The sequence below is a fragment of the Paenibacillus sp. sgz302115 genome, assembly GCF_056120445.1.
Genome location: NZ_JBVYOK010000005.1, coordinates 197,370 through 220,866, shown reverse-complemented (window position 1 = coordinate 220,866; position 23,497 = coordinate 197,370). Strand labels below are relative to the sequence as shown.

The 23,497-nt window shown below is 51.6% G+C and carries 20 protein-coding genes; 8 read left to right on the top strand and 12 right to left on the bottom strand.

The features are described from left to right. Positions 1 to 75 precede the first annotated feature (75 nt). Complete coding sequence (locus AC0LWN_RS12965; RefSeq protein ID WP_474665862.1) at positions 76 to 1,557, bottom strand: sensor histidine kinase; 1,482 nt, start codon at positions 1,555 to 1,557, stop codon at positions 76 to 78. Further along, a complete protein-coding gene (locus AC0LWN_RS12960; RefSeq protein WP_474665860.1) occupies positions 1,547 to 2,230 on the bottom strand; it encodes a response regulator transcription factor in 684 nt (227 codons plus the stop codon). The genes AC0LWN_RS12965 and AC0LWN_RS12960 overlap by 11 nt, the downstream gene beginning before the upstream one ends. Positions 2,231 to 2,373: 143 nt before the next feature. On the opposite strand from AC0LWN_RS12960, the gene AC0LWN_RS12955 reads away from it, so the two are divergent. Then, on the top strand, positions 2,374 to 3,210 hold the full coding sequence (locus AC0LWN_RS12955; RefSeq protein WP_474665858.1) for a DUF4405 domain-containing protein: 837 nt from the start codon (positions 2,374 to 2,376) through the stop codon (positions 3,208 to 3,210). Between the two features lie 50 nt (positions 3,211 to 3,260). Here the strand turns inward: AC0LWN_RS12955 and tlp are convergent, their stop codons facing one another. From tlp to AC0LWN_RS12930, 5 genes are all read right to left on the bottom strand, one after another. Then, complete coding sequence (tlp, locus tag AC0LWN_RS12950) at positions 3,261 to 3,485, bottom strand: small acid-soluble spore protein Tlp (protein ID WP_458965065.1); 225 nt, start codon at positions 3,483 to 3,485, stop codon at positions 3,261 to 3,263. 86 nt (positions 3,486 to 3,571) lie between these two features. Beyond that, a complete protein-coding gene (locus AC0LWN_RS12945) occupies positions 3,572 to 7,780 on the bottom strand; it encodes a bifunctional nitrate reductase/sulfite reductase flavoprotein subunit alpha (RefSeq protein WP_474665856.1) in 4,209 nt (1,402 codons plus the stop codon). A gap of 37 nt (positions 7,781 to 7,817) precedes the next feature. Then, a complete protein-coding gene (locus AC0LWN_RS12940; protein WP_474665854.1) occupies positions 7,818 to 9,050 on the bottom strand; it encodes a nitrate/nitrite transporter in 1,233 nt (410 codons plus the stop codon). A 401-nt stretch (positions 9,051 to 9,451) separates the two neighbouring features. After that, a complete protein-coding gene (locus AC0LWN_RS12935) occupies positions 9,452 to 10,729 on the bottom strand; it encodes a sensor histidine kinase (RefSeq protein WP_474665852.1) in 1,278 nt (425 codons plus the stop codon). After that, positions 10,729 to 11,406, bottom strand: coding sequence for a response regulator transcription factor (locus AC0LWN_RS12930; protein WP_474665850.1), 678 nt, complete (start codon positions 11,404 to 11,406; stop codon positions 10,729 to 10,731). Before AC0LWN_RS12930 ends, AC0LWN_RS12935 begins: the two co-directional genes overlap by 1 nt. 312 nt (positions 11,407 to 11,718) lie before the next feature. Between AC0LWN_RS12930 and AC0LWN_RS12925 the strand changes: the two genes are divergently transcribed. From AC0LWN_RS12925 to AC0LWN_RS12915, 3 genes are read left to right on the top strand one after another with little or no spacing between them, the layout of a single operon-like run. Further along, a complete protein-coding gene (locus tag AC0LWN_RS12925) occupies positions 11,719 to 12,462 on the top strand; it encodes a polyphosphate polymerase domain-containing protein (RefSeq protein ID WP_474665848.1) in 744 nt (247 codons plus the stop codon). Then, positions 12,455 to 13,138, top strand: a complete 684-nt coding sequence (locus AC0LWN_RS12920; protein WP_474665846.1) for a DUF4956 domain-containing protein — start codon at positions 12,455 to 12,457, stop codon at positions 13,136 to 13,138. Before AC0LWN_RS12925 ends, AC0LWN_RS12920 begins: the two co-directional genes overlap by 8 nt. Before the next feature lie 22 nt (positions 13,139 to 13,160). After that, on the top strand, positions 13,161 to 15,335 hold the full coding sequence (locus AC0LWN_RS12915; protein WP_474665844.1) for a carbohydrate-binding domain-containing protein: 2,175 nt from the start codon (positions 13,161 to 13,163) through the stop codon (positions 15,333 to 15,335). 293 nt (positions 15,336 to 15,628) lie between these two features. Here the strand turns inward: AC0LWN_RS12915 and AC0LWN_RS12910 are convergent, their stop codons facing one another. Next, positions 15,629 to 16,543: a phosphatidate cytidylyltransferase gene (locus AC0LWN_RS12910; protein WP_474665842.1), complete on the bottom strand. Its 915-nt coding sequence runs from the start codon at positions 16,541 to 16,543 to the stop codon at positions 15,629 to 15,631. 114 nt (positions 16,544 to 16,657) lie between these two features. Here AC0LWN_RS12910 and AC0LWN_RS12905 point away from each other — a divergent pair, with 114 nt between their 5' ends. Continuing rightward, positions 16,658 to 17,200 (top strand): hypothetical protein, encoded by a 543-nt coding sequence (locus AC0LWN_RS12905; protein WP_474665840.1) that lies wholly within the window; start codon positions 16,658 to 16,660, stop codon positions 17,198 to 17,200. Between the two features lie 58 nt (positions 17,201 to 17,258). Here AC0LWN_RS12905 and AC0LWN_RS12900 read toward each other — a convergent pair whose 3' ends face one another. Continuing rightward, entirely contained in the window at positions 17,259 to 18,062 is an 804-nt protein-coding gene (locus tag AC0LWN_RS12900) for an AAC(3) family N-acetyltransferase (protein ID WP_474665838.1), read from the bottom strand. A gap of 48 nt (positions 18,063 to 18,110) precedes the next feature. Next, positions 18,111 to 19,733, bottom strand: a complete 1,623-nt coding sequence (locus AC0LWN_RS12895) for a histidine kinase N-terminal 7TM domain-containing diguanylate cyclase (RefSeq protein ID WP_474666076.1) — start codon at positions 19,731 to 19,733, stop codon at positions 18,111 to 18,113. Positions 19,734 to 19,997: 264 nt separating this feature from the next. On the opposite strand from AC0LWN_RS12895, the gene AC0LWN_RS12890 reads away from it, so the two are divergent. After that, entirely contained in the window at positions 19,998 to 21,215 is a 1,218-nt protein-coding gene (locus tag AC0LWN_RS12890) for a chromate transporter (RefSeq protein WP_474665836.1), read from the top strand. Positions 21,216 to 21,229: 14 nt separating this feature from the next. On the opposite strand, the gene AC0LWN_RS12885 is transcribed toward AC0LWN_RS12890, so the two are convergent. Further along, the gene (locus AC0LWN_RS12885; RefSeq protein WP_474665834.1) at positions 21,230 to 21,715 is read right to left on the bottom strand and encodes a GNAT family N-acetyltransferase; all 486 of its coding nucleotides are present in this window, start codon (positions 21,713 to 21,715) and stop codon (positions 21,230 to 21,232) included. Positions 21,716 to 21,886: 171 nt separating this feature from the next. On the opposite strand from AC0LWN_RS12885, the gene AC0LWN_RS12880 reads away from it, so the two are divergent. Next, on the top strand, positions 21,887 to 22,228 hold the full coding sequence (locus AC0LWN_RS12880; protein ID WP_474665832.1) for a zinc ribbon domain-containing protein YjdM: 342 nt from the start codon (positions 21,887 to 21,889) through the stop codon (positions 22,226 to 22,228). Between the two features lie 98 nt (positions 22,229 to 22,326). Here AC0LWN_RS12880 and AC0LWN_RS12875 read toward each other — a convergent pair whose 3' ends face one another. Further along, a complete protein-coding gene (locus AC0LWN_RS12875; RefSeq protein ID WP_474665830.1) occupies positions 22,327 to 22,764 on the bottom strand; it encodes a MarR family winged helix-turn-helix transcriptional regulator in 438 nt (145 codons plus the stop codon). Positions 22,765 to 22,896: 132 nt separating this feature from the next. On the opposite strand from AC0LWN_RS12875, the gene AC0LWN_RS12870 reads away from it, so the two are divergent. Then, a complete protein-coding gene (locus AC0LWN_RS12870) occupies positions 22,897 to 23,484 on the top strand; it encodes an NAD(P)H-dependent oxidoreductase (RefSeq protein ID WP_474665828.1) in 588 nt (195 codons plus the stop codon). The last annotated feature ends 13 nt before the right edge of the window (positions 23,485 to 23,497 follow it).

Here is a 23,497-nt window from a genome sequence, read left to right as displayed (position 1 = left end):
TCTTTAGCCAGCTAAAAAGCCCGGCCCCACAGGACCGGACTTTCACAAGTAAGCTGAACATAACTGCCGGATACTTTATGCGCCATCTGTATTAATTAATGTACTACAGGCCTCAAGCTCGAACCAGAAAACAACTCCATCTTCTGTGTTCTGCGCTCCGCAGCTTGTTCCATGTAGCTCGATAATACGATTGACGATGGATAGACCCAGACCTGTGCCGCTGTCTCCGCGGGTCCGGGCCTTATCGACTTTGTAGAAGCTGTCCCAGATTTGCGCAAGCTCCGCTTCGGGGATATTCGGCCCCGAATTATAGACGGATATTCTCACTATGCTGTCCAATCTCGTTGATGATATTCGGATAAGACCCGGCTTGCTGCCAAAATAGGCCGCATTCGTCAGATAGTTAATCAGTACTTGATTGATTTTGGAATCATCTCCGATCACCCACGTGGCGCCTGGCTGCAGTTCCAGCTGGAATGAAATTTCCTGGGCGGCATACAGATTTTGCAGCCGGGTCACCGCTGTGCGGATGGCATCGTCAATATTGAAAGGCTGCGCGCATAACGCCGCTTGCTCCGACTCCAGCCTGGATAACAACAGCAGTTCTTTGACCAGCTCATTCATTTTCCGGGCTTCATCGGTAATTACATCACAATATTCGTTGCGGCTTGCTTCGTCTTCATTCACGTTGAGACGCAGCCCTTCAGCATAGCCTTGGATAAGGGCGATGGGTGTTTTCAATTCATGGGATACATCGGAGACAAACCGTTTACGGTTCTGCTCCATGCGGCTTTTACGTTCCAGTTCGATTTCGAGCTGCTTGTTCTTGCTCTGCAGCTCTTTGGTGAACTGGCCGATAATGGCCGTCAGCTGATTCATGTTCTCCCCCAAATTACCAAGCTCGTCCCGCCTTTGATCCTTCCAGCTCTGACTGAAGTCAAATTCGGTCATGCGATGCGCCATTTGCTGCAGGTTTACAATCGGTCTGGAGAAATAATTGGCGAATTTCGTCGCCGAGACCCAAGCGATGATCAGAAACAGCAGCAGGAGTGGGAGTAAAAACTGGTTGAATACCCTCACACTCTCATCTATGGCCGCCATAGCGGAACTAAGTGAAATGATACGGCCGTCCGGCAACATCCGGTATACCGTCAGAAATAAGAGATTGCGTCCATTTTCCTGCTTTTGGCGGACGATGAAATCCCCGCTTGTCAGCCGCTCCATATCCTCCGCCGTGAAGGACTCCCGCATTCTCTGTTCATGCTGCTCCTTCGAATTTCGGGTACTGAACACATTCATTCCTGTTGCGTCATAGATATCCAGCGTGGCTTGGTTGCGGTAGAACATTTCCTCGATAAGCTTCTGAAAGGACGGGTCTTGCCTTTGCAGGCTCTGAGCGTTGAACTTGTCGTTCAGCGTTTTTAGCTGCTCCGTTTTGGTCCATACATAGAACGGTTTTAACAAGAACAGATTGACGACAAAGAGACAGAGGATCAGCAGTCCCAGAAGGGATGAAAACACCAGTAGAAATTGGCTCCGAATCGGTTTATTCCGCATATTGCCCCTCGAAGCGGTAGCCTTTGCCGCGAATGGTCTGAATAAAAGCATCATAAGGCGAAAGTTTGAGGCGCAATCTATTGATATGGGTGTCCACTGTACGCGGATCACCGAAATAGTCGTATCCCCAGACCTTCTCCAGCAGCACCTCACGCATAAGCACAATCCCTTCATTCTGGACAAAAAAGACGAGCAGATCATATTCCCGGGGACTAAGCTCCACGATATGCTCGTCCACGAACACGCGGCAGGCCCCGAATTGTATCCGTAATCCCTGCTTCACCCAATCCGTTCCTGGTTTGGTCTTAGGAAGGACCCGGCTCAATAAAGCGCCTACCCGGGCCACGAGGATAGAAGGGCTGAAGGGTTTGGTTATGTAATCACTCGCGCCAATTTGGAATCCGAACAGCTCATCATACTCTTCCCCTTTTGCCGTGAGTAACAGAATGGGGACGCTTGAGCCTTCTCTAATTTTTCGGCAGACCTCCCAGCCATCCAGGCCCGGCATCATAATATCCAGGATGACCAGATGGAGCGGATCAAGCTTATGGAATTGCTCCAGCGCCTCATGGCCGTTCCCAGCTTCAGCTACCGTATATTCCTGGCGTACCAGAAAATCCCGCAGCAGTTTTCTCATCCGCTCATCATCGTCCGCAATCAAAATCTGAACCATGAACTCACCTCTCTTTTCAACAACATAACCTAGCGATTATGGAAAAGCAAACGTATAAACAGCTGTGATAAAACGGTAACAATTCTCCTCTATGATAATCCATAGTTCACCTTACACAATAAATCAATGAGGAGTTTATAGGCATGAAAAAGATCAATTATATCAAATATGTCTTGGATCTCTTAATGGGCGTGACCTTTGCCCTGCTGTTCAACAGCCGCGTGATTGCGGGACTCACCTTTCATGAAATTGCCGGTCTGATCATCGGAATCGCCTTCATCACCCATATTCTGCTGAACTGGCGCTGGGTCAAAAACGTCAGCCGCCAAATCTTTAACCGGAAGCTGGCGGCCAAGGTGCGGTTCGGGTATTGCTTAAATCTGCTGCTGCTCATCACCATGATTGCGATTATCGGAAGCGGCATTCTGATATCCAGGGTTGTTTTTCCAGGCTTGAATATCGGTAACGGAGCTTTGTTCAAAATCATTCATCTTTCGCTTCCTTTTGTTGCGCTTATTCTGATTGGAATCCATGTGGGGCTTCATTGGAAGTGGGTTGTTAGTGTATCGAAACGGCTGCTGCATTTGCCAAAAGCGGTGAAATGGGGGCGGTATGCGGCCCGATTGGCTGTTGTCCTGCTGCTCGCTTTTGGAAGCTATGAAATGTATTCGACTGGATTTATATCCAGGGCAGCCTCTGCCGCAAATATTGTTAGCATCAATTCCGCACAGGGAATGAATGTTGGAGAGCACAAGGGGGAAGCAGGCGGGAAGAGGCTGGAGGGCAACAGACCTGAATTCGCAGGCGGCAAGCCGGGTGGTACCGGCAACCGTCCTGCTGGTAAAGAGAATCGTTCAAGCGGCAATCCTCTTGACATTATCATCACTTACTTTGCAATTACGTCCGTGTTCATTATTGTTACTTATTATCTGGATAAACGGTTTAGCCGCTCCAAGACAAAGAGCATAGCGCCGCAGTAAAAAATAGCGATGCCGCCCTGTTATACTGAGGCGGCATCGCTAATAGCTGTCTACTCTTGTGAATGCGCGGCTTCGTCCTTAATTTCCTCGCGAAAGCCTCTGATGCTGTGTTTGCGGCGTTCGTTCTTTTCTTCGATTTGCTGACGTTCTTCACTGCTGATTTCAGAAGAAAATTCGTCCAAATAGTCTTCGGCCTCATGCAGGTTTTGCATGGTATGCTGAATACTTTGCTGTAAATGTTCAACGTTATCTGCCCGATTATCCGGCTTTGCCATTCGTTAATCGCCTCCTGGTAGTTGACGCGCTCATTGAGCACGCTAACCAGTAGGTTGATCGTCAGCGGACGATTTTATGCATCCTCTTAATAAATATCCCTCGCGTATCGCTTGCTAAGCGACATCTCCTTCACGTACTCCTGCGCCTCTTCATCATTCAGTCCCCCATGCTGCCGGATCACCGTCTTCAGCGCGGCATCCACCGCTTTAGCCATTTGATCGGCATCTCCGCATACATAGAAGTGAGCGCCCTCCTGGAGCCAGGACCATAGCTCGGCGCCATGCTGGGTGATCCGGTGCTGCACATAGATTTTGTCAGCCTGATCGCGGGAAAAGGCGGTATCGAGCCGGTGCAGGTAGCCCTCCTCCCGGAACGCTTCAAGCTCCTCCCGGAAGTAGAAATCACTCTCTTCATGCTGCTCCCCGAAGATCAGCCAGTTCCGGCCTTTGGCTCCGGCGGCCATACGATCTTGCAGGAAGCTGCGGAACGGAGCGATGCCTGTACCCGGACCCACCATGATCATTGGTACATCCGGGTTGGCCGGAGGACGGAAATGAGCGTTCTTGTGAATGAAAATCGGAACCTCTGTATCCGCTGTGGTTAGGTCGGCAAGGAATGTTGAGCATACTCCCTTGCGGGGGCTGCCGTTGTTCTCGTAACGCACAGTGGACACTGTAATATGAACCTCGTGCGGATTCGCCTTCGGACTGGATGAAATAGAATATAGGCGAGGCTGCAGAGGCTTGAGCATTTGCGTAAGCTCTGCCGCGCTGAAGGAAACCGGGAATTCGAGCAGTACATCTATGAGCTGGCGTCCCCATAGCCATTGCTTCAGAAGGGCCGGGTCTTCAGCATCCAGGAGCGCGCTTAGCCTTTCATCCTGTGACCGCTCCCGGATGCGCCGGAGCATTTCCGGTGTAACACGGGTGATCTCGAAGTGGCGGAGCAGCGCTTCGGCGATGGGCAGCTCTCCGTGGCCTTTTACCGTTACCGGAGTGGAAGGGTCCAGCTTCAGCGCGCGCAGCAAATCATCTGTCAGATCAGGGCAATTGGTCGGCCATACGCCGAGTGCGTCCCCTGCTTCGAATTGCAATCCGGTATCGCTGAGATCGAAAGCATAGTGGCGGGTTTCTTTGGCTGAGCCTGCTGTATTCAGGAGCCGTTTGGACAGAATACGCGAATGCAGCGGGTGATTCCGGTGATAGCCACGCTGCTCCTTGCTCTGGGGAGTGGCATCGGCAAGGGTGACCGAAGCTGTTCCGGCACTGCCTGACGCCACCTGCAAGGGCGGCTCCGGCTGGTCTGCCAATCCGCTTAACAGCTCCGAGACTGCCAATGTCCATGCATCCGCCTGCTCCTCGAAATCCGAATCGCAGCAAGCACAATCCAGAAGCCGCTGCGCGCCAAGCGCAGTCAGGCGGGTATCCAGATTTCGTCCAAAGCCGCAAAAGAGATCATAACTCGAATCTCCGAACGCGAGCACGGCGTAACGTAAATTGCTCAGAAGGGGGGCGTGTTCCCCTTGCAGCGCCTGGTAGAAGCTCTCGCCGTTGTCCGGAGGATCTCCGGCCCCGAAGGTGCTGGCGATGAACAGGGCAAGCCGGTCCTTGGCTAAGTCCGCTGCGGAATATTGATTCATATTGACAAGTTTTACATCAAGCCCGGATTGCTGCAATTGCTCCGCGCACCGGATGGCCGCACCCTCGGCATTGCCGGTCTGCGACGCCCACAGAAGAGTGACGGCAAGCTTGTTCTTTGCAGCCGCCTCCGGGGCCGGGAGCGTTTCCTGCATGAGCGGGTTCCCCATAGCGGGAAGCGGGATGCGGGAGAACATTCCGGCAAGCAGGCCATCGACAAAATAACGCCTGGAAGGTTCAAACGGCGCAGTGGGCGGCAGAACCGGAATACCTGGAGCTGTCCGGGAATCCGCAGTGCGCAGGCTTGTCAGGAAGCCCGATAGATAAGCTTGTTCGTGGCTATCCAGACTTATGGCTTGGGGAGCCGGAAGGCCGAGCAGACCAGAGAGCGTATCAAGCTGCGCCATAATCGTTGCCTCCTCCTTCGGTTGGGCGGTCTCTGCACCGGCTGGAGTCTGAATCCGGTCCTGTTCAGGCGGATTCTGCTCCCTTGAAGGCAGCTCTGCGGCCTTAACCAGCGACACGGAACAAAATTTCAATTCGGGCTGCAAGGACAGGGGATCGACAGCATCATTGGTGATGTCATTGACCGCAAGCTGCGTCCCGAATACGTCGTTCCAGTGAAAAGGGGCGAAGCAGTTCCCGGGGAGCACCCGGTCAGAGAGGACCGCAGGGAGAATGGCGTGCCCCCGCTTCGAGCGGATTTCGACCGGCTGGCGGTCCTCAATGCCAAGATTCGCAGCATCCTCCGGGTGAATTTCCACAAAGGGACCGGGATTCAGCTTGTTCAGCTTGTCGATCTTCCCGGTCTTGGTCAAGGTGTGCCATTGATGCTGCAGCCGTCCGGAATTAAGCACAAAGGGATAATCGTTATCCGGCATTTCTGCCGGAGGCATATATGGACGTGCCCAGAATACTCCCTTTCCGCTTTCGGTCGGAAACATGATACGTGGTTCACCGGAGCCTTCCTCATGTCCTTTCACAGCTCGGTCCGCGTTAACATTCAAATAACGGATAGGGTTCCGGTCATTCCCGCTATCGGGCGCAGCGGGCCACTGCATGGGCGTCTCACGCAGCCGCTCATAGGTTGCTCCGCGCAGGTCATAGCCGGTCTTCGGATTCCAGGCTTGCTGGATTTCCTGATAGACCTCTGCAGAGGAGCTGTAGGAAAAAGCGGAGGCATAGCCCATTTCAGAGGCGACCCTGGCAATGATCTGCCAGTCGGGCAGGGCCTCTCCGGGCGGATCGACCGCTTGCTGCATCAAGGTCAGGTTGCGTTCGGAGTTGACCATTACCCCGTCGCCTTCGGCCCATAATGCTCCGGGGAGCATGATATCGGCGTATCTGTTCGTTTCCGTATCCAGGAAGCTGTCCTGCGTAATGACCAGTTCGGCCGCTTCGAGGGCGGCTATCACCTTCCTGCGATTAGGGACTGTCGCTACCGGATTGGTGCAAATAATCCAGCAGGCTTTGATGCTGCCGGAGATCATGTTCTCGAACATGGAGATGGTACCGTTGCCGGCCTCGGTGCGAAGAGTGCCTTGGGGGATGCTCCACAGCTCCTCGGTGAATCTCCGGTCGGCTTCGGCCAGGAGAGAGCGCTGTCCGGGCAGGCCCGGACCCATGTATCCCATCTCCCGGCCCCCCATCGCGTTAGGCTGGCCGGTGAGCGAAAAGGGGCCGCTCCCTGGACGGCAAATTGCTCCTGTAGCAAGGTGCAGGTTGCAGATGGCATTCGTATGCCAAGTCCCGTGTATGCTCTGGTTGAGACCCATCGTCCAGCAGGACATCCACTCCGGCGCAGCGCCGATCCACTCAGCGGCGAGGCGGATATCCGCCTCGGGAATTCCGGTAATCTCAGCAACGGTGTCCGGCGGATAATCCTCCAGGAACTCCGGCATACTCTCGAACCCGGAGGTATACTTGGCGATAAAAGCAGGGTCCGTATGCCCGTTCTTCAGCAGCAAATGCAGCAGCCCGTTAAGCAGGGCAAGATCCGTACCGGGCCTGATCTGCATGAAGAGATCGGCTTTTTCCGCAGTAGCAGTCCGGCGGGGATCGACAACAATCAGCTTTGCCCCGGCTTTTACCCGGTCCATCATGCGGAGGAACAGAATCGGATGGCAGTCGGCCATATTGGCTCCGGTTACGAAGAACAGATTCGTTCTGTCCATATCCTGATAAGAACCCGGAGGTCCGTCCGCTCCAAGGGACAGCTTGTAGCCGTTGCCCGCGCCCGCCATACACAGGCGTGAATTGGACTCCATATTCTGCGTCCGCACGAAGCCTTTGGCCAGCTTATTGATCAGGTACTGCGCCTCCAGCGACATTTGACCCGAGACATAGAAGGCCAGCGCATCCGGGCCATGTTCATCAAGGATGGAACGGAGCCGCCTCGCTGTATCGCGGATCGCTTCCTCCATGCCAGCCTTGACGGGTTGTGCTGTTCTCGCAGGACGTATATATGCGTTCTCCATCCGCCCCGATTCCGTGAGGGCCACGGCAGCAGTGCTGCCTTTGGTGCACAGTCTGCCGAAATTGGCCGGATGCTCCTTGTCTCCGGTGATTTTGACAACGCGGTTGCCAGACACTTCGAGTACGATTCCGCAGCCTACGCCGCAGTAAGGACAGACGCTTTTGACTTTGTTCGTTGTCATGTAAGTTCACCACCACCGAAGTTCTCTTGATTGCGATTTAGAAATTGACCCCCGATTCTGCTTTGGCCCACGATTTTCTCCAGGAACGGGTTACGGCATAGAAAATAAGGGTTGTTAAGAGTACGATCGAACCTACCACGAGAAATCCTGTAACCTGGGAGCCTGTAGATTGCTTAAGCGGACCCAGGACGTAGGTGGGCAGCAGGTATCCTCCCAGACCGCCTGCAGCGCCGACAATTCCGGTAATGACTCCGATTTCTTTGGAGAAACGCTGAGGAATAATCTGAAATACTGAGCCGTTCCCCATCCCAAGGCAGGCCATCATCACGCTGGTATAGAGCAGCATCACCAGGAAGGAGCTGGGCATCGACGCAATGGCAAACGCACATACGGAAATGACACTATACAAAACAAGAAGGAGGCGCATGCCGCCAATCCGGTCCGCGATCCAGCCGCCCAAAGGCCGGAAGAAGCTGCCTGCGATAACAGTGATGGTGACGAGGTATCCTACCTGAACCTTGGTCAGACCCCCGGCATGTGCGTTGTCGCCGTATACGTCATAAAAGAAAATGCTCGCATAGTTGGCGAACCCGACGAAACCGCCAAAGGTAATGGCGTAGAACATTGAGAACCACCAGGTATCCGCATGCTTGAAGACGCTGAGATAATCTTTGAGCGGCTTAGGCGCAGGAGCGTTCGGGGCATCTTTGGCTAATAAAGTAAAAGCAATCATAACGAGGACCAGGGGAATCAGCGCAATTCCGAACACGCTGTGCCATCCGTAAGCCTGAGCGATCTGAGGTCCGAAAAAGGTAGCCAGTGCGGTACCGCTGTTCCCTGCGCCAGCAATGCCCATCGCCAGTCCCTGATACTCAGGCGGGTACCAGCGGCTTGCCAAGGATAGGGATACGGCGAAGCTTGCCCCTGCAAAACCGAGCAGGAAGCCGATCATATGAATCTGCAGCAGGCTGGTTCCGCCCAGCCAGCCCCACAGAAGAGGGATAATGGTGAGGAACATTCCGGTTAGTCCGGCTTTTTTGCTGCCAATGCGGTCAGCCAGGATGCCCATCGGAATCCGGAAGATTGAACCGCCGAGGATGGGGATGGCGACCATGGCAGCTTTCTGGGTATCGGACAATCCGAAATCCTTGGTGATATAGAGCGATAAAGCCCCGCACAGCACCCAAATCATAAAGCTTACATCAAAATACAAAAAAGCAGACAATAAACTCGGGGCATGACCCGCCTTGCGAAAACTCTTTGCTTCCATGCTGACATCCTCCTTTTAATGAACCCCAAGTAAATGAACCGACAAAAAAGGGCCGACTGACAGAACCCGCACATCTGCGGATTTTGCTAATCGGCCCCGTTGCCATTGCAGCCACGTCTTCGTGGCTGACTTTATGATTGGATGGAAGAACACCGGTACAACACGCCTATCACGCCACAGCATTGTGGGAGATGCACGGTTGCGCCCTAAGTTGACACATTGTTGTGTCGCTGAAATCTTATATTGTCAATATAATTAGCTTCAAATGAAATGTCAATAATAATAACATAAAAATTTAAAATTATTATTTTTTATGCTTTATTCAGTTATTTTCGCACCATTAATGTTACATAATCTAACTTAAGTTAAGCTCATTGTCCAATTCTTCAGGCGATAGGTTTTCAAGTAAGCTGTACATAGAACGTAGTAGATTCTCCGGCCACGCTTTTGGCGTAGATTTTCCCTTTATGCTGATCCACAATCGACTTGGCGATAGCCAGACCCAGCCCGTACCCGCCCTGCTTGCGCGCCCGGGATGTATCTGTGCGGTAGAAGCGGTCGAAGATGCGGGTCAGATGCTCGGCGGCAATGCCTTCTCCGGTGTTCGTGACGGACAGGAGCACATCGTTATGCTGTTTTTTTAGCGTAATGGTTACCGAGCCTTTGGGGTTCGTATATTTCACGGCATTGTCGAGAAGGATCATCACCACCTGCTTGATCTGCTCACTGTTGCCCTGCACACTCAGCTCCGGCTCGATATTATAGTCGAAGGAGATATTTTTCTCGAAAATTACAGCTTCCATCGTCAAAATAATATTCTCCACCGCATCGCTCATATTGAATTTGCTATGGATCATGCCTGTTCTGGAATCGTCCATCTCCGTCAGGTACAGCAGGTCATTGGTCAGCCGCGTCATCCGCTCGGTTTCCGACTTGATGTACTGGAGCCACTTCGCCTGATTGCGGATCGTGTCGTCGCTGTTCGACAGCAGCACATCCGCGTTTGTGTTGATAATCGTCAGCGGTGTCTTCAGCTCATGCGAGGCATCGGCGATGAACTGCTTTTGCTTGTCGAAAGCCTCACGGACAGGTGTAATCGAGCGGTTGGCGAAGAAACGGCTGGTGAAATAGAGAATAATCAGCATCAGCAGGCCGACGGCGGTGAAGGTGTAGATCAGGTTGGTGAGGATTTTCTGCTGGGCGGTGATGTCCAGGAAGACGATCATCGACCCGTCAGTCGTATGCTTGATCGTGAAGATCCAGCGGCTGTCATCCAGGGTGAACCGTCCGGTATCCTTGTCCATGCTAAGGGCTTCCTTAAGCGCTGCCGTATAGAACTCATCGTCCATCGTAAATTTAGAGTCCGTCTCCACAAGGTTTCCGTCTTTGTCTGCTCGCAGCATGAAGGAAACGGAGCGCTCCGGCGGCGGGTTGCCGCCCTCCACAAGTCCGCTGTCTTTGCCGCCTTTGGGCGGTGTGCTTCCTTTGTCAGTGCCTGGGCGGCCTGTATCGCCGGGGCCTTTCTGCTGATAATCCGCAATCCGGTGGAGATTCATATTAATGTCGCTCTGCACATTCTGGTAGGTATACACGTAGATAGAAGCGAAGGCGATCAGCATAATCACCGAGATGGTGGCCAGATTTACGATCAGAAACCGGTTCCTGAGTTTTTTGAACATCAGCTTGTCACCTCTAGTACATAACCTACATTTCGAATCGTGTTAATGCGTACCTCCGAATTCAGGAACGTCAGCTTTTTCCGCAAAAAAGAGATGTACACCTCCACATTGTTATGCTCCGCCTCCGAATCGAAGCCCCACAGCTTCTCGATAATCTGTTCCTTCGAGGTCACTGCCTGTTTTCTCAGGATCAGCAGCTCCAGCAGCTCGTTCTCCTTCAGATTCAGCTTGATCTCCTTGCCTTTGACGGATAGCTTCAGGTTCGACGTATTCAGCTCTATATCCCCAAGCTTCAGGGTATCATCCGGGATGACCTCGCCTTTGCGGCGCAGCGCCGCCCGAATCCGGGCCAGCAGCTCCTCCGACGAGAAGGGCTTGGCGATATAGTCATCGGCTCCATAATCAAGTCCGGTCACCATATCCGAAATCTCTCCCTTGGCGGTCAGCATGATCACTGGCGTGGACACGCCTTCGTTGCGCAGCTTCTTCAGTACGGTGATTCCATCCATTTCCGGCATCATAATGTCCAGTAGCAGCAGATCATAGATCCCGCTCTGTGCATAGTCCAGCCCCGATCTGCCATCATGGACCGCATCCACCGAATAGTTCATCTTCTTCAATATTTGGCTCAAGGCTTCCGCCAGATGCACTTCGTCTTCCACTATCAATATTCTCATGGGTATGCCCATCCTCTGCATCGAAAGTTTGCTTATTGCTTAAGCCATTATAGCAAGATTACCTTTAACCAACCTTAACCGGATTTTATCCGCTGGTGGCGCTATAGATGAAGGAATCGTGATGGGCAACAGCCATTTGTTAAACGGGTGTAAAAAGATCAGGGCGGTGTAAAACCATTTAAGATTCACTAAAGGTTCCGGGGCTAAGATACATTCATAGCAAGCGGGACACACCGGATCACACCGGAAACATACAAGAAGCGCACACACATACAGCATCCCAAACTCTACTTATGAAAGGATCTGACCCTTATGGCGATTGAGGTATTCAACCGGTACGAGAACAAATATCTGTTCGATCACGCAGCCTATTTGAAGCTTTATAATGACCTGCTGGAATATATGGAGCCGGACGATTACAACAAGCAGCATGAATTTTACTCCATCACGAATCTCTATTACGACACCGCCCATGATTCCCTGATCCGCAGCAGCCTGGCGAAGCCAAAATACAAAGAGAAGCTCCGGTTAAGAGCTTACGGGATTCCGAACCAGGAGACGAAGGTGTATCTGGAGATCAAGAAGAAGGTCTTCGGCCTGGTTAACAAAAGAAGAACCTCGCTGGGGCTGCAGGAAGCCTATGATTTTGTCGCTACTGGCGTGGAGCCGGAATTCAAGGATTATATGAACAAGCAGGTGATCGAGGAGATCAAGTATTTTTTATCCCGGTATGATCTGCAGCCCAAGGTGTACCTCTCCTATGACCGCAAGGCGCTGTTCTGCAAAAACAACCGTGATCTGCGGATCACCTTCGACACCAATATCCGCAGCCGCCGCTATGATCTGAAGCTGGAGCATGGCACACATGGCGAGTACCTGATGGAACCGGGCTTATGGCTGATGGAAGTGAAGGCTGAGAAGACGATTCCGGTCTGGCTGGCAAAAATGCTCTCAGAGCACCGGATGTACCGCACCAGCTTCTCCAAATACGGCAATGAATATAAAAAAATGCTCAAGGACAGCAAAATCGAAAGGGAGAGTGCCCTCTATGCTTGATTCTATTTTTTCCGCCGCTCTGACGAGCACCGAATTAACCTTCACTGACGCTATTCTGACTATTGTTGTCGCAATTGTACTCGGAGGCATGATCAGCCTCACCTATATGAAGACCAATCCGGGAGGGTATTCGCAAAGCTTCACGCTCACAATGGTTCTGCTGCCGGTGATTGTGGCGGTCATCATTCTGCTCATTGGCAGCAACGTAGCCCGCGCCTTCAGCCTTGCCGGAGCATTTTCGATCATCCGTTTCCGCAGCGCGCCGGGCGACCCGAAGGATATCACTTTTGTCCTGTTCACTATGGCTGCCGGTCTTGCCTGCGGAGTTGGCTCCTTTGGTTACGCCGTACTTTTCACCCTTGTTCTTTGCGTGCTGATGTTCATTCTGAACCGTACCGGCTTCGGAGCGAGAAAGACACTGCAGAAGACGCTGAAGGTAACCATTCCTGAGAATCTGGGGTATGAGGAAGCTTTTGCAGAAGTATTTAAGAAATTCAATGTCCGCTTTGAGCTGAAAAAGATTCGAACCACCGAGCTGGGCAGCTTATACGAACTGGTCTATGACGTTACGATTGATGAGCACACCAGCCAAAAGGAATTTCTGGATGCGATCCGCACCCGCAATGGTAATCTGGATCTCTCACTGACGATGAGTCCAACTACAACCGACTATTAAAAACAGAAGGGAACGATGATATATGAAGAATTTTATGACAGGGAGCAAGGTGGGACTGGTGATGCTGGCTGCGGCACTTATGACGGCATGCAGCACGAATGGCGGGGCGACGAGTGCTGCGAATAGCGCGGCAACAGGTACAGCCGTTACAACCAGTGTAACGAGTGGAACTGCTGCTGCTGTAGAACTGGCAAATGTTAAGACGAGTGATCTGGTAACTTATGATGAAGACGATACAACTACCGCATGGACTGCTGATACCTCCACTGATATTCTCCTGGCGGGAGCAACTGCGGAGATCGAAGGCGGCACTGGCGCTACAGCCCAGGATGGATCGGTAACGATTACGGAAGCGGGGACCTATATCCTCTCCGGGAAGCTGAGCGACGGCCAGATCATCGTTGATGAGCAGGCGAAGGGAACTGTGCGGCTGGTGCTGAACGGGGTGGACCTCAAGGACAGTGACAGCGCTCCGATTTACATCAAGGAAGCGGGCAAAGTCGTGATTACCCTGCAGGAAGGCACGGAGAACAGCATTGCCGATGGAGCAAAGTATGTGTTCGCTGATGCCACCACGGATGAGCCAAGTGCGGCCATCTTCAGTAAGGCAGATCTGACGATTAACGGAACCGGGAAATTGAAGGTTGCCGCAAGCTATAAAGATGGTATCACGAGCAAGGATGACCTGAAGATTGTGAGCGGCACGCTTGAGATTCAGGCGGCAGATGACGGCATTGTCGGGAAAGACATGGTCGCCGTTCAAGATGGAACGATTACCATCAAAGCGGAGGGAGACGGCATCAAGTCCACCAATGATGAGGATACAACCAAAGGCTTCGTAGCTATTGCAGCCGGAACCTTCGACATTACGGCAGGCAACGACGGTATTCAAGCCGAGAACGCGGAAGTGATTGACGGCGGCACGTACAGCATCGTGACGAACGGAGGCTACGAGAATGCTGAAGTGAAGACAGGCGATCAAGGACCAGGCGGCATGGGCATGGGCGACAACAGAGGCGGCGGCTTCAACAATCAGGGGGCAGTGGACGGAACCTCGGCAGCTTCAGCTGATGCGGCTTCTCCGGCGGCAAGTACAACTTCGGCTGCCAAAGATACAGCAGCAGTGACTACAGCAGCGGTGACTACAACGGCGACGACTGCAACGACGGCCGAAACAGAGTCTACGAGCGCCAAGGGGCTGAAGGCCGGTGGAGACCTTACCGTGAACGGCGGCAGCTTCACGATTAATTCCGCAGATGATGCGGTGCACAGCAACAGCAATGTCTCTGTTACGGACGGCGAGTTCAAGATTACTGCAGGCGACGACGGCATCCATGCGGACAGCCTTGCGGCGGTATCCGGCGGCACCATTGATATTACGAAGAGCTATGAAGGCATTGAAGGCGCGAATATCACAATTGCAGGCGGTGAGATTCATGTCGTAGCCTCGGATGACGGTGTGAACGTTGCGGGTGGCAATGACGACAACGCAGCGCAGGGAACAGCGCAGCAGGACCAATTCGCAAGCTCCGGCAGCAACATGCTGACGATCAGCGGCGGTACTCTAACAGTTGATGCCACCGGCGACGGACTGGATTCGAACGGATCGGTTACCATGACAGGCGGCACCGTAATTGTCAATGGTCCTACCAATGACGGCAACGGCCCGCTGGACTACGACGGCACCTTCAATATGACAGGCGGTTATCTGGTGGCAGCGGGCAGCGCAGGCATGGCTCAGGCACCGGGTGAGGATTCCAGCCAATATTCGGTCAGCATGAGCTTCACCGAAGATCAGCAGGCAGGCACTCTGGTGCATTTGGAAGACGGTGACGGCAACAACATCCTGACCTTTGCACCTTCCAAGAATTATCGGTCCGTAGTCGTCAGCTCCCCGGAACTGAAGCAGGGCGGCTCTTACAAGCTTTACTCGGGCGGAACCTCTACCGGAACCGCAGTAGATGGATTGTATTCAGACGGTAAGTATACCGGCGGCACTCAGGTCGTAACGTTCGACATTTCGAACAGCGTAACCTGGCTTAATGAGTCGGGTGTCACCACCGCCAATACAGGCCGTGGCCCTGGCGGCGGTGGAGGAGGAGGCGCTAGACCCGACCGGGGCGCTGGCGGCACACCGCCTCAGGGTGGAACCGGTGGTGGCACCTCTTCAGAGGGTACAAGCGGAACTGCAAATTAAAAGCAGCGGTAAACAACAACAAACGGCCCCTTTCTGGTAAATGGAGAGGGCCGTTTGTTGTTTGGAATTACAATATCTACTCAGGTGACAGAGCTAGGTGGAATTTGTCCAACTAATTGGCTCAAATCTGTTCAGCGGCGGCATTTAGTTGGATTTAGTAGACCTATTTTCAGCGAAATCACCGGATAAGAGGGAATTCAACCAGATTAGGTCTACTTTTTCCCACTAGGAACTGTCTGGGGACAGGACGTCCAGGAATAGTGGGACTTTTTCCACTTGGGGTCACTGTTGTTCTACATAAAATCAAAAAAATAACGGATCACATGGAAGAACACCGGCGAGGTGTAGGCCAGGCTGTCGACGCGGCTGAGGTAGCTTGTCTGCAGGGCGACGAACTTGTCGTCATCGCCAATCAGCAGATCGCGCTTCAGTACGGATACCGTTAAGCTGCCGAAGAAGCCGGCGAGACTGATCAACACCCCGGAGAACAGCCCGAATATCGGGGTCAGCGGCGTGAAGTAAGAGTAGATCAGGTAAGATACCCCTGTAGTGACCACGAATGCGCAGGCGAAGCCTTCCCAGGTCAGATTCGGATTGGCGGTCGGAACGACCTTGCGCTTGCCAATATAGATTGAAGCCAGGTAATGAACGGCATCATTTAATTGAGTGAGCACCACAAGGAACAGCACGAGTCCTGCACCATACTCTGGAGTGGCAAATTGGAAGTAGGCCAGATGGCTAAGCCCGAAGACCATCAGCATGAGCCCCCACTGGGTAGCGCTTACGCTGCGCAGGAAACCAAGTGTGCCTTTATTGATAAGCCTGGGAAGCGGCAGGAGCAGGAAGACATACACCGGAATGAAAACGATGAACATGCCGTACCATTCGATGTAGATCCAGTAGAATTGCACCGGAATGGACAGGTATGCCCATAGAAACAGTCTGCGGTCAGCTTTTCTCGTGCGGATCATAGAGAAGTATTCCTTGAGCGCGAAGAAGGCCAGCACCATTAGGGACAGCAGAGACACGACCGGATTGAACAGCGTGGCCAGGCAGAAGATGAAGAGCATGCCCCACCATGTTTTGAGGCGGAAGCCAATGCCCGTATAATCCTTGTCTTTCTGAAGTCTGCTCACCACCACATATATCAAATGAATGGCAGATAGAGCTGCTAGTATAAGGAGTAATGTAAAAAGCGAGCTGTTCAAGCAATCACCAACTTGTCGCAGAATAGGATTCCAACAAAGGAATCATATGTTAATATATCTAAAAGCACAAGTTGCATGTTAACTTTTCAATCTGGATAAGGGGAAATTTTGCAGATGGATGCTGGGCACTCGGTTTTTATCCTGCTTACGAATACAGGAACGCTTTTTACAAAGCTTATACAAGGCTACACCAAGGCACCTTACAATCATGCCTCAATCTCCTTTGACCGCGCACTGTCGGAGCTGTACAGCTTCGGGCGGAAGCATCCGAATAACCCGCTGAATGGCGGGTTCGTGAGGGAAGATTTGCAGACAGGCACATTCAGCAAATACCCGAATACGACCTGTGTGATCTACGAGCTCACAGTATCGGAACGCGAGATTGAGAAAATGCGGCGGGTCTTGCACATCTTCATCCGCAGCCGTCAAAAATACCTCTACAACCTGCTGGGCATCATTGGCGTTGCCCTCAAAGAACCGGTCGAATTCAGCAACTCCTACTTCTGCTCGCAGTTTGTTGCGGAAATTCTGGACCGTTCCGGCATCAGGCTGTGGAATAAGCTGCCTGCGCTCGTTACACCGGATGATTTTCGGCAGAGCGACAGGCTGCAATTGATCTATCAGGGGAAATTAAGCGAATATGTGCCGGAGAAATGATCGCGGTTCATAACAACATGAAGTATTGAGAGGCGGCTGAGAGCCTGCAGCTTATAGCTTACAGCCTGTTCCTCTCCATCCAGGCAGTGGCCCAATCGACCAGTGGGCGTTGCTCCAGAAATCTGACCTCTGCATTTCCAACGGTGTAAGCTTTGATCCCCATTTCTTGATCATATTCTTCACCTAACCGGATAAAATCCTCATCGTCAACAGCCTGCGTTTCATAAGTCACCCACTTGCGCTTGCCTTCTGCCATAACTGCGCTGCTTTCATTGACAAATTTTTTAGCGGGGAAGTCAGCTTTGGTTTCTGCCAAATGCAGAGATGTATTTTTATCATAGCCGACGCCTACGAGCAGAACATGGCCATTCAAATGATACAGTTTATCAAGCGGAGAGCCCTGGCCAAAAATATTGCTCAGATCATGATTTTTCGTTAAATATTCCGCATACTTGCCTACTGCGGCGATGGAACGTGCCGGGTGATCCGATCTTACCGCTCCCGGCCATTTGCGAAACATCTCAGCCACGGCGCCCATACCAATGGCCGGAGTAATGTCCTTATCATAGGCGGGCCAGTGCTCCCGAATCACCGGCCAGCATTCTGCGGGCACTTCCCAGTGGACTCCGGTTGAAGGATCGAGATTCTTCCAGGTCTGGGAGGGCATCATCAAGGTTCCCTCTTCACCGACAATTTCAAGGAGGGACCGGATGAATGTTTCGGGTCCTCCTACAACGAAACCCAGTTTGCTTAAGGAAGTATGCACAAATACATGCTGTCCTTGTGTTAGTCCGCAGCTTTTGAATTGGGTCACTAAATCTTCTTTGGTTAAAATGACTCTTGTCTCGTTGCTGTTGGACATGTGGACCTCCGCCTTTCATCGTTTGTGAATAACGAAATGAGCCCTGATCTATCTTTTCAAATGGACAATCCGGTTGCGCCCTTCGTGCTTCGCCTGATACAAGGCCTTGTCCACAGCTTCAAGCAGATCGCTCTCAACTGAGAAATCATTGATGGTCAGCAGTCCCATGCTTATGGTAACGGATATAGGCTGGAAGTCACTCGCAATGATCACCTGATTGGTTTCCACGCTTGTTTTGATTTGCTCCGCTATAAGATGTGCCTGAGATTCACCGACATGGGGTAAATATATGATGAACTCTTCGCCGCCATACCGGGCAAATATGTCAGTCCTCCGCAAAGACCGCTTGACAATCTCCACCGTGCTGCAGATCACTTCATCCCCGGCCAAGTGGCCGTATGTATCGTTCACCTGTTTGAAATAATCAATATCGAGCAGGATCAGAGCGAAAGGATTATGCAATTTTCTGTTCTTAACGACCTCGGCCTCTAACTGCTGGGTCAGATAATGACGGTTGTAGCAGCCGGTTAAGCTGTCGGTTATCGCCATCTGCTTAAGCTGCCGGTTGGTCTGGAACAGCTTCTTCTGCACTTCGATCAACGCCTGGTTGCGCTCCTGCAGGATCATATTCTGATTATGGGTTTCTTCAATGAGACGTTGCAGCTCGCTGGTATCCTGGAACGTAATAATACGTCCAACCCGCTCCCCGCTAACCAAAATAGGTGCAGCCTGAATGTGGAGATGCCGCTTGATGGCGGGATGCAGCACTTCGATTTCGCTTGTTGCCAGCGGACGCTCCCGGTAGGCCTGAAGGAACTCTGCAACGCGGATGCTTCCCACCGGAAGAATGTTCTCGATGCTGAAGCGGTCTCCAACACGCAGCAAGGTGTGGGGAAGCAGTGCCTTATTGATTTCTAATACCATTTCGTTATCGTCGATCACCAGAATACCCAGCGCAATCGTGTCCATCACATCCCGGTGGGCAATGGTTATAATATCAAATACCTTATCGCGGTCTATGGAAATCACAAAAAAGATCGCCGACAGTAAAATGCCGAGCGAAGTCATCCCCGGGATCACCGGAAGAAACCGGTCCAGGACCACGTTCAGCAGAACATCCAGCATGATGAATATTGCCGCTGACAATAGGCCCTTGAGCACAAGCATAATCTGTGTTTTGATACGGGGGACTTTACTGTGAATCAGGGAAACAGTGATAACATATAGCGAAACGATGACATGGATAACGATGACGGCGATATAGAACCAAAAAACAGGTCCGTAGGTTCTTTGGACGTAACCTCCGTCTACAGGCTGCACAAACCAGCCGTAGGGATTCAGGATCAGGCCGAGCGAGGCCAGGGTTATCGGAACGGACAGAAGCAGCAATACCCTTTTTTTCAGAAATTGGATTTGTCCGGTCAATAAAATGGTAAAGAACATCCACCCTATACTCAGAAATGCTCCGTCTACAAAGGCGGCCTTCACATAAAATAATTGAAAGATGGGATCATCGGTGGTTTTGATGGCAAACTGGCAGAAGGGCCACAACATCATGGAAAAATGAAAGGCTAAGTATACTTTGTGCAGCTTCGTTATTGTAACAGAGACAAAAACATAGACGAATAGTGCAAACAAAATAAAAAATAGTATCAGATCAATCCACACCACTAAACCCAATAAATTACACCTTCTTGCTTATAATAGTCTTATATGTGGGCTTTGGGCCTAAAGTCTTGCATCTTGCTTCTAATATATAATTAGGATGCCAAGAATACAACCTCCTTTAAAAAGTGCATACGAATGTCAGTTCCCTTTGACGTTTTTTCACAGCTTTAATCCTCAGGCCATTCAGCGTTAACAAAGCCGTGCTATTCTGGAGCTGCGTACTGTGCGAGTTGAAACGAGTAAAGAGAGAAGAGGTGAGTCTGCCGCATGGAAGTGCTGAAACAGGAGTCAACGGAAGCCCGGGTTCTACAAGGAAAATGGGCTACACTGCTGGAAGTGCTTGGTGTATCCGCCAAGCTGGGACTTACCTCCTTCGGGGGGCCTATTGCACATCTCGGGTATTTCCATAATGAATATATCCGCCGCCGGAAATGGATGGATGAACGCAGCTATGCGGATCTGGTAGCACTCTGCCAGTTCCTGCCGGGTCCGGCGAGCAGCCAGGTAGGCATTGGTATTGGAGTTGTGAGAGCCGGCTTGCTTGGCGGCCTGGTCGCATGGCTGGGGTTCACGCTGCCTTCGGTTATTGCACTGGTTGCATTTGCTTTTTTGCTTCAGGGGTTCGATATAGCTAGTGCGGGGTGGATTCATGGGCTGAAGATTGTAGCTGTTGCAATTGTAGCTCAAGCGGTGCTGGGAATGGGGCAAAAGCTCACGCCCGACCGGGGGAGGGTTACCATCGCGGTGATTGCTGCTGCGGTCGTCTTGTCCTGGCATGCCGCATACAGTCAAATTCTGATCCTTATGGCAGCCGGTATGATCGGGCTGTGGCTGTACCGGAAGGAACCGGAGAAGGGAACAGCGGAGCTGCCTATCGCAATTAGCCGGACAGTTGCCCTGCTCTGCCTGGCTTTATTTTTCATTCTGCTGATTGTTCTCCCGCTGCTCAGAACATCTGACGGTGCGGGAGGGCTTGCAATCTTCGACAGCTTCTACCGTTCCGGTTCATTGGTGTTTGGTGGAGGGCATGTTGTGCTTCCGCTGCTGGAGAGAGAGGTTGTCCCTACCGGATGGGTCAGCCGGGAGGATTTCCTCGCCGGTTACGGAGCGGCACAAGCCGTGCCGGGACCGCTGTTCACCTTTGCAGGCTACCTTGGGGCAATGGCTGCAGGGATTCCAGGGGCCGTGATTGCTACGCTTGGGATCTTCCTGCCTGCCTTTTTGCTAGTGGTCGGAGCGCTTCCGTTCTGGAACGGCCTCAGGAACAGCCCCAAGGTCCAGGGTGCACTTGCAGGCATCAACGCCGCTGTGGTGGGGATTCTGCTGGCGGCTCTGTACGATCCGCTGTGGACCACCGCGATTCTGCAACCGCTGGACTTCGCCTTGGCCGTTATTTTATTTGTGATGCTGTTCTTCTGGAAGCTTCCGCCTTGGGTGATTGTTCTCGCCGGCGCCGCTGGGGGAACGCTGCTGGGATTCATGTGAGCGTCCCACGCGTCTTAAGCAAATTGCTTCTCGTACACATCGACCTTATTTCCGTGCTGATCCCTGTTGCTGCTGGTTTTGATAAAGCCATTCTTGGTCCAAAATAACGCCCCAATCTCATTTTCCAATTGGACTGCCAGTCTGGCTGACGTTACATTGTTCTGCTTCAAGTGTCTTTCCAGCACATTCACGGCAATAGATCCGATCCCCTGTCCGGCATAACTCTTGTGAAGTATGAAAAGACCGATCCAAGGGACGTTATCGCCTGGGTTATTGGGCAGATAGGTAACAATGCCGATGTACTGATTATTCTCCTTGATGAACAGCATCTTCTCGTTCATCTCGAGATTCTGCCGGTTCTCCTCGCGGATCTCCTCCGCGGTGAGGGCCTCTTTGTGCAGCACCATGAGGTTGAACGCAGGCTGTGAGTTGAGGATAGCGGCTTGAAGCTCGATACTTTCTGAGGACAACGGATCGGCAACGGGTTCTAAAGTGATCAATGGATACACCTTCCTTAATGTAATGGTGGAATGCTAGATTTTCGAACAGTAAATTAAATGAATATCTAATTAGATAATAATAAAATCCATGCGTGAAATCAAGGGACATGTTACAATAAATAGAATTTATCTAAGACTACTAATTGTCGAGAAGAATGGAGAAATGAAAACATGAATGAATTGCCAAACTGTCCGCAATGCGGCTCGGAGTACACTTACGAAGACGGAGGGCTTATGATCTGCCCGGAATGTGGCCATGAGTGGGCTCAAGGTTCGGAGAATGCAGGCAGCGAGGACCAGAAGGTGGTTAAGGATGCCAATGGCAATATTTTGAGCGATGGCGATACGGTAACTGTAATCAAGGATCTGAAGGTCAAAGGCAGCTCTTCCGTGCTGAAGATAGGAACTAAAGTGAAGAACATCAGGCTGGTAGAGGGCGATCATGATATTGATTGCAAAATCGACGGCTTTGGAGCGATGAAGCTCAAATCGGAGTTTGTCAGAAAAGCATAAACGCATAAGAATACGCTGCATTCTATAATAAAGCCGCGGGGCGCCTGATATGATCAATCAGACCGTCCTCGCGGCTTTTCTTTCTGTGTAGAAGACTATTATCTGTCCGAGTAAAATACCTTCTCCTGCAGCACCTCAAGCGCATGCTCGATTTCTTTGCGTTCCTCGCCCGTTACATTGTCAATGCGCTCGGCAAACCGGGAGGCGATAAGCTGAAACGCTTCGTTCATCATGGCTTCGCCTGCAGCGGAGAGAGTGATGCCGTGCTTGCGGCGGTCGGCCGGGTCGACGATTTTGTCGCATAGGTCTTTCCTGCTCAGCTTCTTCAGCTCACGGCTTGTGTTCGGCATCGACATGTTCATACAATCGCTGATCTCGCTGAGAGTGACAGGCTGGCTGACAGCGATATATTCGAGAATTCTATATTGAACGGGTGTCAGAGCTTCGGATTTCACATCTTTGCTTAGTTCACTTGTTATTTGATGGACGGCAGTCGTAAAGGTTACGAATTTCTGGAATAAGTTGTTCTTGTCCATAAAGATCACCTCCTGAGACACCATAGCAAAATAATTATCATAAAACAATTATCATATAATAATTATCATTTGACAACTAAATATATTGATGCTAGGATTTACTTATCAAATGACAAGTAAAGGAGTGGCGGTATGAACACACTGATTATCTATACGCATCCGAATCATCAGAGCCTTAACTATGCTTTTATGCAGGAGGTGCTCCGGGGCATTCGGGAGAACACGAAGATAACTGAGGTTAAGGTGCTTGATTTATATGAGGAGGGCTTCGACCCTGTTCTGGTGTTCAATGAAAATAAGCGCAGGAGAGATATGGATAAGGACCCGGATCTGGAGAAATATAGGGAGCAACTGCTGTGGGCGGACAAAATTGTCTTCATCTATCCGATCTGGTGGGGACGGCCTCCGGCCATGCTGCTGGGTTATATTGACAAGATGTTTGCTACGGGGTTCGCCTATAAGAATACAGGCGGACTGATGCCGGAGGGGCTGCTGAAAAATAAATCGGTAGTGTGCATCTCCACGATGCAAGGTCCGGCCAATTACCCGCTGCTGTGGCTGCATAACGCGCACAAGGTGTTAATGCGCAAAGCGCTGTTCAACTACGTCGGCATACGCAAAGTAAAATTCTTTGAGTTCGGAAGCATGGAGAGCAAGCGGGGCAAGCACGCTCAGAAGCTGGATAGAATCTACCGGTATTTCAAAACAATCAGCGAGTAAAAAAGCCGCCCTT